This is a genomic window from Prevotella jejuni (assembly GCF_900187995.1).
Taxonomy (GTDB): Bacteria; Bacteroidota; Bacteroidia; order Bacteroidales; family Bacteroidaceae; genus Prevotella; species Prevotella jejuni.
In genome coordinates this window covers 1-15,707 of record NZ_FZNZ01000017.1, presented here as the reverse complement: position 1 = coordinate 15,707, position 15,707 = coordinate 1, and the positions used below count along the sequence as shown (strand labels likewise).

Genomic DNA, 15,707 nt, shown 5'->3' with positions numbered 1-15,707 from the left:
GTAAAAACGCTTTAACTTACTAATAGGGTTGACAGACTTCACGTCTAACACCTTAAAATCATTTACGGACACACGCTTATGTGTGTCCGTATTTGTTTGTATTCCTCTTCATAGATTTCATACTGCAACATTCAAAAATAAATCCAAGTATCCACAAAACCACTTATTTGACACACAACACTATTATAAAAAGTTCACCCTACTACCAATAAAGTAACTAATCTTTTATTTTGGTGTCCTCGGATTCGGAGCATTACCCTTGAGACCTAAAAAGAGCTATTCCACATTTATAATCATCGATTTTACAGAGATCCATCCAATCTGCTTCAGATTCATGTAACGAATGGAATGTAAGTACACATGACTCTCTGTCTATGGTTAATATAATCTCATATTCACATTTCATTTCTTTTAGTATATTCCCCAATCTATCTGCGAAAATAAAAGCATTTGATAAGATATCCTTACGACAAAAATCTTCAATGTGGACATTATTGAGAAAACATTCATACGCCGCCATATCATCAAACAAATCTAATGTTATATGTGGATTATTGACATAAAAACGTTTAAAGAAAATACATTGTCCATTGACAGTGATTCCTTCTTTTAAAAGATTCGCAAGTCCTTTGGACAGCTTATTTGAAATAGGCTGTCTTTTCAGAAGGAATATCATTTTTTTATTAAATACTATCATTCTCAAAGATATTTTTGTCCTTTTTTAGGGCACGTTTGACATCTTTGTTCTCGAGTCATTAGTGTCCCATTAAAATCGGGACATTAATGATATACTAAAGTTTCCCACCCTAATAAATAGATAGAGAAATAACAGTTTGCCGAATTTTCTTTGTAAATTAGTAATCGCTAAAGAACTGATTTTAAAGACAAGACAACACAACTATTATGGAAGCAAAAATAAAGAAAATAAGCGAGTTATCCAAACTTTTGAGTGTTAAAACTCGAATAAGTGATGATTTATTTCATCTTTTTGATAAGTTTGGCATTGGTCACTTGTTATCTCGCCTGTCATTGGAGAAACGCTTGGGGTGACACCCCCAACACCTTATGGATACAATCAGCGGTAATAACAAAGCGATGTCCAAAATCCTCGTAATGGCTGAAGCATTGGAAAAACGGGATGAAGTATATGGACACACTGAATAACCTCAGTTAGTCATGTGTTAAAAGTCAATGGATATTAGGGGAACGACAGGCAAAAGGGAATGAGAAAAGTCTGTGTTTGAAGGGGTGGGAAACTTTAGTTATTTATTACCAAGCCATATTCTTTGACTTAATTACAAACATCAAAGATATAGGATACTTAGTCAAACATAATTTTCTCCATTTTCTTTTTTATATTAATAGGACATTTATCATAAGGTAGAATCCGTTTGCGATATACATATCCAAGGTATGCACTACCATTTTTAGAATAGGCCCTATACCAATCTCCGTCTAAAACAGGCGTATACAAAAAAATATCATTTTTCAATATTTTACCTTTAACCCTATACTTTTTAGAAGGCCCCTCTCTAACGTAAGTAAAGCCGTCAGAGTCATTAATAATCGCTGGAAATTTCATATAATCATCTCTATCTACAAGACTGAGCCCATTTCCATCATATATAGAATTAATATCAGAATATTTAAAGCTACGAGGTGATTCTGTATTCACCATAAAATATAGTACTTTATTCCCTAAATTAACTTCTACAACAGAGTCAAGGGGGTTGCCATAGCTAAATATACACGCATTTTTTATCGCATCAAAAATTATTCGCTCATTCTTTCCTTGGTAAAGGGAGCTAATAGAATAATTACAGTCTCCTATCCCAATGTAATCTTTATTATGACACGTACTAAGAACTTTATAAAGATCATATAAACAATCCTTAGCTGAGTGCTGCGCATACATAGAAAAGAAACACATGCATGATAAGAAGGTTATCGTTATATATCTTTTCATAATCAAATATTTTACTTATATGTACTTAACAAAAGTTTCCCACCCTAATAAATAGAAAAATAACAGTTTGTCGAATTTTCTTTGTAAATTAGTAATTGCTAAACAACTGATTTTAAAGACAAGACAACACAACTATTATGGAAGCAAAAATAAAGAAAATAAGCGAGTTATCCAAACTTTTGAGTGTTAAAACTTGAATGAATGATGATTTATTTTATCTTTTTGGCATCGGTCACCTGTTATCTCGTCTTTCATTGGAGAAACAGGACGGGGTCTCGGCTTCGCAAGCAACTTGTTAACTTGTCCACTCGTTCACTTGTCCACTTACCATGTTACTTTATCTTTGATACAAGCAACTTGTTCACTTATCTACTCATTGACTTGTCCACTTACCATGTTACCAATTGAAGTATCGAAATCACAGGATAAAGATAAAAATAGAAATGTAGACCCCCAGAATTTGTTTTTAACAAAAAGATTAAGTAAATTCGCACTTGGTACTTGACTTTGCCAAATTTAAATTTAGAAACCAATTTTATGCCGAGCTATACGACGGAGCAGAGTTGTATGAATTTTTAGCGATGGCAGAGAGATATTAAAAGCAATATTTAGCGAGAACGAAAATAAATTTATATCTATAAAGTAATTTTATGAGAACGTACAAACGAGGAAATTTTGCTATCTATCTATTGCAAAAGTATTATTTTTATAAAACAGATAATCCTGATATGTTTGAATTAATAGATAGAAAGTGCCAATATGAAAAGTTGAGCAAAATAGGTTTCTTGCAACATAATAATATAATAAGCTATAAATATGTTTCAAAAAAAGATATTTCAAGCGCCTTTAATACAATAACCTTTGTTAAATATAAGGGATTTAATTTCTTTGTAGAAAATTCTTCAGAAGGCAAATTTATACTTCGTCCATTAGAAGAAGCAATGAAATATTTTAAAGATTTTCCAAGACAGGGATATGACCCCATATATGAGGCGATAGAAGAGGAAAATTCTGACATTTGGGAGGAACGCAAACCAATAGAGGGTTTCAAATTTGATGTAGAGCCAATCGTTTATCTTAAAAAAGATGGTATTTGGTTGGTGGAGGAGTAAAACAAGGACATTAAGTTGCATCTTTCAAAAAATAGTTGTGTGGTCATAAAGTTCAAATCAAAAGATATTCCTGAGAATATTGTTATCCCCAAAGGTGGTACATTTGATGATTAGGTTTATCCTTTCACTTCACATAGTTTTACAGCTGGAATAAAAGGGAGAATCGGAGTCTCAGAATTTACAATACCAAGAGGTCTTGGAGTTTCTATTGAAGATGGAACTGAAATTTGGAAGACAACACGTGATGGTAAGCAAACTTTATATGCAGTATTTAAAGAAGAAAAATTTATAGTTATCAAATGATGAAAATAGAAAAAAAGGTAGGTAAGCGAATCTTAATAAATGGAAAAGAACTACGATTAGATACTTACTGTAATAATGACAATATGTGGTTCTGGTATATCTATACGAAAGAAGAGGTTGATTCAAGGTTATTCTCAAAAAGCGGAGAGTATTTTAAGCTATTCCTTAAAATGGATCAGAAGTATCCTTATTCTGCCTATGAGGGTCGCATGTATTGCATTTACTTGGGGTACAAGTATGATATTGAGAATATATGGCATGGATTATTCATACTATATCCAAACGAACGTAAGACGAGAAGATACTTAAAATTATATGACCATGATGATAGCCGAATAGAAGTTCCTTATGAGGAATTCATAGCTTCATCTCCAATCATTTGGGAAGAGCGAAAGCCTATTTCTGATTTTGTTTTTGATGTAGAACCATTAGTTTATCTGTTCAAAGATAATTCATATATTGAAGAGAATCTGCATGGTGCATGGTATAAGAGAAACATCAAATAAAGCGCGAATGAATAACAGTAATCCGATTTAAATAAGAAGATACCCCGCAGATACTTGTCATCCCTACTTCAGAAGATATGGATTTACCCCTGGTAATAATGGTAGATTAGGAATACCTGAATGGAATTTGCTACGAAGAGTAAAATTTAATGAAGGTGATGAAATATGGGAGGTGTCTAATAATGGCAAAGAAATTTAAGGGCAACCTACAGTAAAGAAGATGAAAAAATATTATCATAAAATGATGTGTTATGTTGAAAATAAAAAATAATGACTATGCTTTTTTTAAAGGTATAGAATGTCGGTTTTGGAAAGTAGAAGAAAACTTATATCGTCTTCAAACCTCTTTTAAAGAAGGGCTATTGAGTATTGGATTTAAAAGATATGAAAATTGCAAAACAAATGAGTTTTTATCAGATAAAGTTTTCATAACTCTATCCGCAGAACAGATACAGAGTGCTTTTCGGAGGGAGAATTATTGTAACTATCAGGCTGGAAAGTATTATTTAGAAAATATCATTTTAGAAAAAAATGAGATTATATTATCTCCTGAATTAGAGACAAAGAAAAAATTAGGGTTACATCTTTATGATGATAGAAGAATTCATTTACCTTATGATTCTTTTGTGAATGAAGTAACTGACATTTGGGAAGAACGTACCCCCATTGAGGGCTTCAAATTTGATGTAGAGCCAATCGTTTATCTTAAGAAAGATGGCGTATGGTTGGTAGAGCTTTAAAAAGGGTTCTTCCGAAATATGGAGTGATAAACTAAAAGTCTTATATAATAGGCACACGGAGTAATGGAGAAACGGAGGTAATGCTATGTCACGGAGGTGCCGACGGCACAAAGAGCGACGGAGGTATATCGTACAGATTCTTGATAACTATTTTGAGGTAAACGCTTTGTATATAAATTGCTAATAGAATTGGCAAACAAGCTCCGTGGCTCTATGCACCGTCGGTGCCTCCGTTACTTCCATTGCTTTGTTTTAATAATCCTCCGTCCTCTCCGTGCCTCCGTGTGACATTGCTTCAAACTCTAAACACAAGCGGCAAAACTTATCACTCCAAAATCCTGAAGACCCATAATTTAATCATCATTCTTAAACACAATCATTTGCGTTTCCCGAAACCTTATTGGCATATTCATAATAAACGAATGCTCTTTAAAGCGCCCAAACTCAGTATAAAGAGATCTAAGTATTTCTCAAAAAATAATTTTGCTGTCACTACTGTCATCCAAAATCATTATATAACTTATTAGTTTACAGTGGTATTACATTAAATGTTAAAAATGACAGCAACTTAAAATAAAAAATATTCTTATAAGATGTGTAATATAATCCTCCTATTCGAGTATAAAACTTCAAAAAACACATTTACATAATCTTACCTTTATGCTTTAACCCAAGCAAATAAAGTCAATTCCAAACGTTAGTCATGTCCTTTTCATCACATTTTATTATAATTTCTCCACTCTCTTTACGTTGTTTTGATTAATATTATTATCTTTGCACCGATTATTTCGAAATAAATATCTCTGCTTATCCAAGAAAGATGAGTAGACAGTAAATTCTAATCGCATAAATGAAACAATTTAGACTGGTGGACAACATCTTCGGATGGATTGCATTCCTTATTGCAGCCTTCGTCTATTGCTCCACAATTGAACCGACAGCCAGCTTTTGGGACTGTCCAGAATTCATTACAACAGGCTATAAACTGGAGATTGGACACCCTCCTGGGGCACCGTTCTTCATGCTTACAGCTAATCTTTTCTCACATTTTGCAAGCGATCCTACAGAGGTAGCACGCATGGTTAACACCATGAGCGCATTGCTTTCAGCAACGTGTATCATGTTCCTTTTCTGGACCATCACCCACCTCTCACGTCGACTAATCGTGCGTGACGGAGAAGCTCCATCACTTGCAAAAACCATTGCTATAGAGGGTGCAGGTCTTGTTGGTGCACTGATTTATACGTTCAGTGACACTTTCTGGTTCTCTGCCGTTGAAGGAGAGGTATATGCTTATTCATCAGCATTTACCGCAGTAGTATTCTGGCTCATCTTAAAATGGGAAGATAATGCAGACAAGCCACATTCTGATCGTTGGCTGATTCTCATTACCTATATGACAGGCTTATCTATTGGTGTTCACCTGCTCAATCTCCTTTGTATCCCAGCTATTGTACTGGTTTACTATTATAAGAAGGTTCCTGAGGCTAATCTAAGGGGATCATTATTAGCCTTAGTACTCTCTGTGGTTCTTGTCGCAGCTGTACTCTATGGTGTTGTACCTGGTATTATCACCGTTGGAGGGTGGTTTGAACTATTCTTCACAAACACCCTTGGCATGCCATTTAATACAGGTACCATTGTATATATAGCTCTTCTTATTGCTTCCTTTGTATGGGGTATATATGAGACATATCAAAACAAAGACACAAGACGGCAGAACATTGCATTCTTAGCAGCATTAGCTTTAATTGGTATACCATTCTATGGCTATGGTTGGACTGCTTTCTTCACAGGTCTTGTTGTACTGGCTGTCGTTTATGTGCTACTACAGTGGCAGCGTCCATTCAACAAAGAAGGAAAAAGACAACGTGTTGCTCTTATATCACCACGTGTAAAGAATACAGCCCTACTGTGTATGCTGATGTTGATTATCGGCTATTCTTCATACGCAGTGATTGTTATTCGCTCAACAGCCAATCCTCCTATGGACCAGAACTCACCAGAGGACATCTTTACCTTGGGTAGCTATCTGAGCCGTGATCAGTACGGTGACCATCCATTATTCTACGGACAGGCTTACTCAAGTCAGCCTTCTGTTACAGATGATGGTACACATTATAAGTTCGATGAGGGTGCACCTGTCTATGAACGTAAGGAGAAAGCATCTAAAGATGAGAAAGATTCTTATTTCGTTGTACGTCATAAAGCAACACAGGTGTTTGACCAGAATATGTTCTTCCCTCGTATGTATGACCCTAGCCATGCGGCTCAATATGAGCAGTGGATGGGAGGTATTGTCGGACATGACGTTGACGGCGTGAAGATGCCAACACAATTGGAAAACCTAAGGTTCTTCCTCTCTTATCAGTGTAATTTCATGTACTGGCGTTATTTCATGTGGAATTTCGCAGGACGTCAGAACGATATACAAGGTAATGGTGAGCCCGAACATGGCAACTGGATTACTGGTATCTCATTCATTGACAATGCACTCTATGGTAATCAGAACTTAATGCCCGATGAGCTGAAAGCTAATAAGGGTCATAACGTATTCTATTGCTTACCACTGTTACTTGGTCTTATTGGACTTTTTTGGCAGGCGTGGCGTGGCAAACGAGGTATACAGCAGTTCTGGGTGGTATTCTTCCTGTTCTTTATGACAGGTCTTGCTATCGTAATCTATTTGAACCAGACACCAAGTCAGCCACGTGAGCGCGACTATGCCTATGCAGGTTCATTCTATGCCTACGCAATTTGGTGTGGTTTAGGTGTATTGGCACTCTACGATTGGGTACGTAAATTGAAAGTTGCACCGGTATTGTCAGCATTAGTCATCTCACTCGTCTGTCTGCTTGTTCCTATTCAGATGGCATCTCAGACATGGGACGACCATGACCGTTCAGGCCGATACACATGTCGCGACTTTGGTCAGAACTACCTTAACTCACTACAGCAGAAGGGTAATCCAATCATCTTCACAAATGGTGATAATGACACCTTCCCACTATGGTACAACCAAGAGGTTGAAGGAGTACGTACAGATACACGCGTATGTAACCTTTCTTACCTACAGACAGACTGGTATATTGACCAGATGCGACGTCCTGCATATAAATCCCCGAGCGTCCCTATCTCATGGCCACGCCTCGATTATGTAAGTGGTACTAATGAGGCTGTACGAGTTGAACCACAGTATAAGGAACAGATTAAGGAATTCTACAAGCAGGATCCAGTTTCTGCAAAGGCACAATTTGGTGACGACCCATTTGAGTTAAAGAATATCCTCAAATATTGGGTACGCTCAAAGAATGATGAGACCCACTGTATTCCTACCGATACCATTTATATGACTATCGATAAGGAAGCTGTACGTCGAAGTGGTATGATGCTCCCTGGCGATTCAATTCCAGACCGTATGGTCATCTCTCTGGCAGGAAAACAAGCGTTGTATAAGAACGACTTGATGATGCTTGAGATGATAGCTAACTGCAACTGGACACGTCCTCTCTACGTAGCAATCACTGTTGGTTCAGAGAATTTTATGAACTTAGGTGATAACTTTGTTCAAGAAGGTTTGGTCAATCGTATCACACCATTCTCAACAGTACAAAGTCAGGATTCAGAAGGTATCAACATGCGTAACTTCGATACAGAGAAGACATACGATGTAATGATGAACCGCTTTAAGTGGGGTGGCCTTAGCAAGCCAGGACTTTACATCGATGAAACTGTAGCTCGTATGTGCTATACACATCGTCGTGAGATGGCCGACCTTGCACTTCACCTCATTGCAAAGGGTGAGAAGGCTAAAGCATTGAAGGTCTTACAGAAGGTTGAGAAGGAGATACCTACCTATAATGTACCTGTCAGCTATATGAGTGGTTCTGGTGATATGGCACGTGCATACGCATTGTTGGGACAAAAGGCAAAAGCAAGTCAACTCTATGATGCGTTGTGGAAGATTTCTCTTCAGTATGCAAACTACTATATGAATCTTCCTCCTCGTCTTTTCAACATGTCAGAAGGGTCATGTAAGATGCACTTCCAGATAATGATGAATCTTGTCAATGACAATGACCAGACCAATCGTGCATGGGCTGAGAAGCATGCAAATCAGCTTAACAACCTGTTCCAGATCTTCAAAGCAAAAGGTGGGTCATTATAAACTTAGAGAGCAGAAGCTCTCCATTTAAAATAATTATCTAAAAGCCAGAATCTGGTTATCATAACAGATAACCAAACTCTGGCTTTTTGCTTTATATCCTCCTTTAAATCTATGGAAGATAAATAAAGAAAAACCATGTATAAATAACAAACCTCTCCCTAATTAATGGATTTAGAGGAGAACAAAGAGGATTACATTATATGATAATAGAACAACCTGCACGATGGCTACGTATCCTATATCCACATGCACTTTGGCGTATGGACAAGGAGGATCATTCGGTCTATCTGACATTTGATGACGGACCTATACCTGAGGCAACACCTTTTATCCTCGACATACTCGACCAATTCAATGCGAAAGCAATGTTTTTCATGGTTGCTGACAACGTTAGAAAACATCCTGAACTATATGAAGAGGTTATTCGACGAGGTCACAAAGTCGGTAACCATACCTATCATCACCTTGGTTCCTTTAGGCATTGGACATTGACATACGCAGTAGATGTAACGAAGGCAGACGCTTTACTCAATACCCCTTACTTCCGACCACCACATGGATGGCTCCGTCATACAGTTTATTGGTGGGTGAAACAGAATTATCGCGTCGTTATGTGGGATCTTGTAACACGAGATTATTCCAAATGGTTGACGGCTGATGATGTTGTAAAGAATGTAAAAAAATACTCACGAAATGGTTCTATCATTACTTTCCATGATTCTCTTAAAAGTATAGATAAACTTCGTACAGCACTTCCAGAATCGTTGCAATGGTTGAAAGAGCAAGGATATGCGTTTAAGGTATTCCCCGATGATCCCGCTGAGACCTTTTAATAATATATTGTCTTACAACATTACTATTTAAATAAAAGGATAACATTTCATGGTATAACATACCATTCTACATGGAGTATCTCCTCACTAATTCACCTGTATCTGCTAAGAAAAGGTGCAGAAAGAAAATATTAAATTCATTGTATGTCATCAATAGATACTTTCAACACTAACACACATGGAATGGACTCCTCTGTTGTTCAATCATCAGTTATTAAGTCCTTAGCCCACTCGATGGGATTCTTTGCTTGTGGCATAGCAAAGGCAGCACCTGTTGATGAGGTAATTGCACTGAAATATCGACAATGGTTGAAAAAAGGAGAAGAAGCTTCAATGGCCTATATGGCCAACTACTTGGAGAAACGACTTAATCCTTGTCTCCTTGTTCCAGGTGTACGTAGTATCATATCGCTTGCCCTCAACTATGCACCTGCTCAACAGATACCAGAAGGGGAATACCAAATAGCAGCCTATGCACTTGGTCAGGATTACCATGACTTGATGAAACGAAAGATGAGAGAATTAGCAACAAAGATAGCAGAACAGTATCAAATTCCTCAAAATAAAGAAGATGAAAAGCCTACCATACGTTGTTTCTGTGACACAGCTCCTGTCCTTGAACGCTATTGGGCACAGAAAGCAGGACTTGGATGGGTTGGGCGTAATCATCAACTCATTATTCCTCATGCTGGATCTATGTTCTTTTTAGGTGAAATATTCCTCCCATTTGACACCGATAATTATGATGAGCCAATGCCCAATCGGTGTGGCAGATGCCATCGATGCATTGATGCGTGTCCTACCAGAGCCATTATTCCTGATGAGGATTTCCATGCCGAACGCTGCTTATCTTATCAACTAATAGAAAACAGAGGAGAATTATCTGACGAGGCAAAAGCAGCTATGGGTGATACAATCTATGGCTGTGACCGTTGTCAAACAGCATGCCCATGGAATAGATATGCAACACCAAACACGGAACCAACGCTGCAACCAAAGCCCGAACTACTTAGTATGAGTAAAGAAAAGTGGCATAATCTTACCGTTGAGGAGTATCAGCGTTTGTTCAAAGGTTCAGCTGTAAAGCGTGTTAAGTTCGAAGGTCTTAAACGAAATATCACCGTAAAAAAGTTTTAAAGAAACGAGAACACACAATTGTGACTCAGCGTTTATGGTTAGAAGTAACATTTGTTCCTACCTGCAGCATTGGCATTAACTTTGTTGCGTAGGTTTATAAAGAGATAATAACATATTACAAACAAAATAGATAAAAACATGGCTAAAGTAGAAAAAGCAGTTGTATTCAAGTCTAACGAAGTTATAGACTATTCTGAAGGTGGCGTAGTAAGCAAAGAATTGGTACACAGCAATGCGGGTAGTGTAACCTTATTCAGTTTCGATACTGGTCAAGGACTTTCAGAACATACAGCACCATTCGATGCTTTTATTCAAGTTGTCGACGGAAAGATGGAACTGACAGTTGATAAGGTTAAGCATATCATCAAAACGGGCGAAAGTTTCATCATTCCAAGTGGAGCTCCCCACTCTGTAAATGCACCCGAAAAATTTAAGATGATTATTACAATGATTAGAGGATAAGACTGTGGGGTGACGAGTTGATTAATAAAATTGCTCGACAAGATAACAATTTCTTTAATAAATCAGATAACAGTTTATCAAGGTTTATAAAACCTCAAGAACTAGAATAAACAAGTTGACAAGTTGCTTGAAAAAGGGAATTAGAGCCTTAAACTACAGCGACTTGTCAACTCGTTTTGTTAATCTACTAAATACTTTAGTAGCGTGATTATTTACTTGACTATAACTTGAAAATCACTTTCGAAAGAGCGTGGATGCCTACCTATTAATACTGTATTCAACAAACAATTAGCCACCATCTCCTCATTAGTAAGGTCAACCTTAGGCTCTTTCTTTACTTCCTTACCAAGTAATACTTCCCATGGACCATTAAAATCATGGTCATCAGCTCCGAAAAACATCTCATTTGTATCAGGATCCTCCATCAACTGATAACGAATCTGCTTCTTAGATGCGACAGGATTAAGTGTTAACAACAAGTCGTATGCATTACCAAACTGAGTACGCAAATGCCTACCTTTAGGAAACATCAGTCCGATTAGAGGATAAATCTCATCAAAACTGTAAGCTTGGAATAATTCTTTTAATTTCATATATAAACTTATAATATATTGTAAACCAGCACTTTTCTCACATTACAATACTGAGATAAGCAAATAATAATCACACTATTCTATTGCAAAGTTACATTATTTTTTTGATACACTTGCAAGTTAAAACATTAATTCGTATATTTGCAACATTATCACTAACCAGGGATTAATTTGAAGAAAATGACTCCCTACTAAACATTCAATACACATGAGAAGAGATCAAGAAATTTTTGACCTTATTGAGATGGAACACAAGCGCCAGCTCAAAGGAATGGAGCTGATTGCATCTGAGAATTTTGTCAGTGACGAAGTGATGCAAGCTATGGGTTCCTACTTAACCAACAAGTATGCTGAAGGTTATCCAGGTAAACGCTATTATGGTGGTTGCCAAGTGGTTGACAAAGTTGAAACACTCGCTATTGAGCGCGTAAAAGAACTCTTTGGTGCTGAGTATGCCAACGTGCAGCCACATTCTGGTGCACAAGCTAACCAAGCAGTCTTGCTTGCCGTACTGAAACCAGGCGACACATTCATGGGACTTGATCTTGACCAAGGTGGCCATCTCTCTCATGGTAGCGAGGTGAACACATCTGGTATACTCTATAATCACGTCGGTTATACGCTCAATCCTGAAACAGGACGTGTAGACTATGATGAGATGGAGCGTCTTGCACGTGAACATAAACCTAAGCTCATTATTGGTGGTGGTTCTGCCTACAGTCGTGAGTGGGATTACAAGCGTATGCGTCAGATAGCTGATGAGGTTGGTGCTTTATTGATGATTGATATGGCTCATCCAGCTGGTCTTATCGCAGCAGGTTTGCTTGATAATCCTGTAAAGTACGCACATATTGTTACAACCACAACTCATAAGACATTGCGTGGTCCTCGTGGTGGTGTTATTCTTATGGGTAAAGATTTCGCTAACCCTTGGGGTTTAACAACAAAGAAGGGCGACTTAAAGCCTATGTCAATGCTCTTCAACTCTGCTGTATTCCCTGGCAATCAGGGCGGACCATTGGAGCATGTTATCGCAGCTAAGGCTGTAGGTTTTGGTGAAAACCTCCTTCCAAGCTGGAAAGAATATGCAATGCAAGTGAAGAAGAATGCGTCCGTACTCGCACAGGCACTTGTTGACAAGGGCTTCAGTATCGTTAGCGGTGGCACGGATAACCACTCTATGTTGCTCGATCTACGTCAAAAGTATCCAGACCTTACTGGTAAAGTTGCTGAGAATGCTCTTGTTGCAGCAGATATCACAGCAAACAAGAATAAGGTTCCATACGATGAGCGTTCTGCTTTCCAGACCAGTGGATTACGTCTTGGTACAGCAGCCATGACTACTCGTGGTTGCAAAGAAGATATGATGTTTCTCTGTGCCGAGCTTATCGACGAAGTCTTATCAGATCCTGAGAACGAACAGGTTATCAAGCGAGTTCGTGAGAAAGTGAATGAGACAATGAAGGATTATCCTCTTTTCGCTTACTAAACATAAGAATTAAGAGGTATCAACTTTATAAGATACTAAACAACAACAGAGGTGTGCCAAATGAATGGCACACCTTTTTATATAGTATAGAAAATAATTAGTTCTTCCATTAAATGCGTAGATAAGGCTTTTGAATGTTAAAGAAAATAGCAATGCGTACTATTTCTATACAATGCACAATATTCTGTTAGCTGAAAACAACCAAGCTGCATTTTAAGGAGCTATACTCTAAATCTTAATCAATGCACAAATCTATCTATTTAACAGGAGAACCCAAAGACATTGTATTTTTGTATAACACAAAAGATGAATCTTAATCACTTCACCCAAACAATATGGCTTATGTATTCCCAGAACATATCTGATGGAACACATAAGCCAAGTTATAAAACTATCAATAAATTACTTTAAAAAGAGATGTAAGCTAAACAAATATCCCCTACTCTCCCGTATAGAACTTAATAAGCTTTGTCAGACCCAAATTACAAGCTGGACAAAACTCAGGATGCATATTCGTACGCATACGGCAGTCTGGGTATGCACGATAAACACCATGCTGAGAATAGCCTGCAGGCTCATAAACTCCAACCTTCCACTTATCTCGACGAACATTAGCTTTGTCAAGATCGGCTGGTTGTGGTGTTGGTATAGGGGTTTTCTTGTCAATAAGCTTTTCCCATTTACCATGGAAATCTACTAAGGTAGTCAAGTTTGGCTCCCAAGGTTCCACATCAGTAGGGTACATATTAATCTGTTCTTTCTCGTACGCATATTCGTCTCCCAAACCTGCAAAAGAATGCCCAAACTCATGAACAACAACAGGTTTGAAATAAGAGTTGCGAACCATTGAGAGGTTATATGAGTTAAGAATACCTCCTCCACCATACTTTTCTGTGTTGACGAGCACTATAATATGCTCATAAGGCGTACCAGCCAACCAGTCGTGTAGGTCTTTCAAATGCAATGTCGTAAGATATCGATCACTATAAAACGTGTCGAAATGAGAGTGAAGAGCTGTGTTTTTCCATATACCTTTTGATGGTTCTGAAGTGCCACTCTCTACAGAAGGTGCTTTAACTGCAATAACATTAAAGCGTTGACGCAATGATTTAAACGGCTCGTGTGCGAAAAGAGCTTCATTAGCAGTTTGGCATGCCTCAATAAAATTAGGCATCTCTGCTTCAGTATATCCCTCTGCTATGTATGCAATATGAATACAACGTGTCGTATCGGCAGCTTTCTGTAATGTTTCGTAAGGCGTAACAGAATGCTCGCCAATATGACGAATAAGAATATCCTTTGGATTAACTGTATGACTCATAGACACAGTTGGTTGACGACGATTGTTTCTTAATTCAACTGTGATATCCACAGTATCTTTGGGGAAAGGAACCAGGAAAACATTTTCAAAGGATTTTTCTGACGGCTTCTTTGCTTCATCATACGTTAACCATTCTTGGAAAAGAGTTGAGAAAGAATTGCGATAAATAACTTTCTGCGTACGATGATCACGAACAATTACCTGTCCGTTCCCTTCAACAGGGACCTCTGCTAAACGTTCATGTTTACCATACCAGTGCGGAATACGTGACAACTCGTCTACAGCAATCGTCTGATGCTGTGCATTACCAGCAAAAATGTAATCCAGACGAAGAGTTGCATCATCGAAATAAGAACTGAAATCTTGGGCAGAAACAGTCATAGCGAGCGCCAAGAATAAAAGTGTAATAATTTTCTTCATAGGTCTTTAATTAAATCAGGAATTTTCAAATTAAATTATATAAGCAGGAAGAATACTGAAAAGAAGATTACTATCCTTACTTATTTATATCTATTGCAAAGTTATCAATAATAATGAAGAAAGACAAAAAATAAATGCTATAATTCACTGCAAGAGATTGTTAAATCTCAAGAAAAATAATCATTGTGGAATAGACCTTGGATAATTATAGATTACAACGTGAGGCTATTAAATTAGTTATGACGCTATGAAGAAACAGAATATGTACTTTCATTAATAGTAAAAACAAAAACGTAAAACAAAAATTTGGTCGTTTGTTTTTTTTGATGTATCTTTGCATCGCATTACCGCCGATATGGCTCAGTTGGTAGAGCAACGCATTCGTAATGCGTAGGTCCCCGGTTCGAGTCCGGGTATCGGCTCCATTAGCGGAATTAGCACATCGGTAGTGCACGGGCTTCCCAAGCCTGTGAGGCGGGTTCGACTCCCGTATTCCGCTCACAGATTATTAAATTAAGAGGGTGTGTCAAAATTGATACATCCTCTTTTCTATTCTTCCTTTACCTTGTCTACCACATAATTCGTTATTTACTGCAGCTATGCTGCTAATTTCATATAAAATGATTTATTGGGCTTTAAATAGCCTATATAAACTTG

General features: G+C 37.6%; 13 protein-coding genes, 2 tRNA genes and 1 pseudogene. 12 read left to right on the top strand and 4 right to left on the bottom strand.

Annotated elements, in window-relative coordinates; genetic code table 11:
- Positions 1–253: 253 nt before the first annotated feature.
- Positions 254–697: a PM0498 family protein gene (locus CHB62_RS07750; RefSeq protein ID WP_089366383.1), complete on the bottom strand. Its 444-nt coding sequence runs from the start codon at positions 695–697 to the stop codon at positions 254–256.
- Positions 698–903: 206 nt separating this feature from the next.
- On the opposite strand from CHB62_RS07750, the gene CHB62_RS14875 reads away from it, so the two are divergent.
- Complete coding sequence (locus CHB62_RS14875; protein WP_158296830.1) at positions 904–1,050, top strand: hypothetical protein; 147 nt, start codon at positions 904–906, stop codon at positions 1,048–1,050.
- A gap of 271 nt (positions 1,051–1,321) precedes the next feature.
- On the opposite strand, the gene CHB62_RS07745 is transcribed toward CHB62_RS14875, so the two are convergent.
- Positions 1,322–1,966, bottom strand: coding sequence for an SH3 domain-containing protein (locus CHB62_RS07745; RefSeq protein WP_089366382.1), 645 nt, complete (start codon positions 1,964–1,966; stop codon positions 1,322–1,324).
- A 137-nt stretch (positions 1,967–2,103) separates the two neighbouring features.
- Here CHB62_RS07745 and CHB62_RS14640 point away from each other — a divergent pair.
- The 8 genes and pseudogenes from CHB62_RS14640 to CHB62_RS07710 form a co-directional block, all read left to right on the top strand.
- A pseudogene (locus CHB62_RS14640) lies at positions 2,104–2,253 on the top strand (IS4 family transposase); the annotation flags it as partial.
- 363 nt (positions 2,254–2,616) lie between these two features.
- On the top strand, positions 2,617–3,078 hold the full coding sequence (locus tag CHB62_RS07740; RefSeq protein ID WP_089366381.1) for a hypothetical protein: 462 nt from the start codon (positions 2,617–2,619) through the stop codon (positions 3,076–3,078).
- Positions 3,079–3,377: 299 nt separating this feature from the next.
- Complete coding sequence (locus CHB62_RS07735) at positions 3,378–3,887, top strand: hypothetical protein (RefSeq protein WP_089366380.1); 510 nt, start codon at positions 3,378–3,380, stop codon at positions 3,885–3,887.
- A 251-nt stretch (positions 3,888–4,138) separates the two neighbouring features.
- The gene (locus tag CHB62_RS07730) at positions 4,139–4,627 is read left to right on the top strand and encodes a hypothetical protein (protein WP_089366379.1); all 489 of its coding nucleotides are present in this window, start codon (positions 4,139–4,141) and stop codon (positions 4,625–4,627) included.
- Positions 4,628–5,477: 850 nt separating this feature from the next.
- Positions 5,478–8,795 carry a glycosyltransferase family 117 protein gene (locus tag CHB62_RS07725; protein ID WP_089366378.1) on the top strand — a complete coding sequence of 1,106 codons (3,318 nt, stop codon included), beginning with the start codon at positions 5,478–5,480 and terminating at the stop codon, positions 8,793–8,795.
- Positions 8,796–8,995: 200 nt separating this feature from the next.
- On the top strand, positions 8,996–9,628 hold the full coding sequence (locus CHB62_RS07720; RefSeq protein ID WP_089366377.1) for a polysaccharide deacetylase family protein: 633 nt from the start codon (positions 8,996–8,998) through the stop codon (positions 9,626–9,628).
- Positions 9,629–9,772: 144 nt separating this feature from the next.
- Entirely contained in the window at positions 9,773–10,765 is a 993-nt protein-coding gene (gene queG / locus CHB62_RS07715) for a tRNA epoxyqueuosine(34) reductase QueG (RefSeq protein ID WP_089366376.1), read from the top strand.
- Positions 10,766–10,903: 138 nt separating this feature from the next.
- Positions 10,904–11,227 (top strand): cupin domain-containing protein, encoded by a 324-nt coding sequence (locus CHB62_RS07710; protein WP_089366375.1) that lies wholly within the window; start codon positions 10,904–10,906, stop codon positions 11,225–11,227.
- A 212-nt stretch (positions 11,228–11,439) separates the two neighbouring features.
- On the opposite strand, the gene CHB62_RS07705 is transcribed toward CHB62_RS07710, so the two are convergent.
- Positions 11,440–11,820 carry a hypothetical protein gene (locus tag CHB62_RS07705; RefSeq protein ID WP_009011985.1) on the bottom strand — a complete coding sequence of 127 codons (381 nt, stop codon included), beginning with the start codon at positions 11,818–11,820 and terminating at the stop codon, positions 11,440–11,442.
- 208 nt (positions 11,821–12,028) lie between these two features.
- On the opposite strand from CHB62_RS07705, the gene glyA reads away from it, so the two are divergent.
- A complete protein-coding gene (gene glyA, locus CHB62_RS07700; protein WP_089366374.1) occupies positions 12,029–13,309 on the top strand; it encodes a serine hydroxymethyltransferase in 1,281 nt (426 codons plus the stop codon).
- Between the two features lie 439 nt (positions 13,310–13,748).
- Here glyA and CHB62_RS07695 read toward each other — a convergent pair whose 3' ends face one another.
- Positions 13,749–15,050: a M64 family metallopeptidase gene (locus CHB62_RS07695; RefSeq protein WP_089366373.1), complete on the bottom strand. Its 1,302-nt coding sequence runs from the start codon at positions 15,048–15,050 to the stop codon at positions 13,749–13,751.
- Between the two features lie 349 nt (positions 15,051–15,399).
- Here CHB62_RS07695 and CHB62_RS07690 point away from each other — a divergent pair.
- Together CHB62_RS07690 and CHB62_RS07685 are read left to right on the top strand one after the other, a co-directional pair.
- Positions 15,400–15,475: transfer RNA gene (locus CHB62_RS07690), tRNA-Thr, on the top strand.
- A 3-nt stretch (positions 15,476–15,478) separates the two neighbouring features.
- Positions 15,479–15,549, top strand: a tRNA-Gly gene (locus CHB62_RS07685).
- Positions 15,550–15,707: the final 158 nt, after the last annotated feature.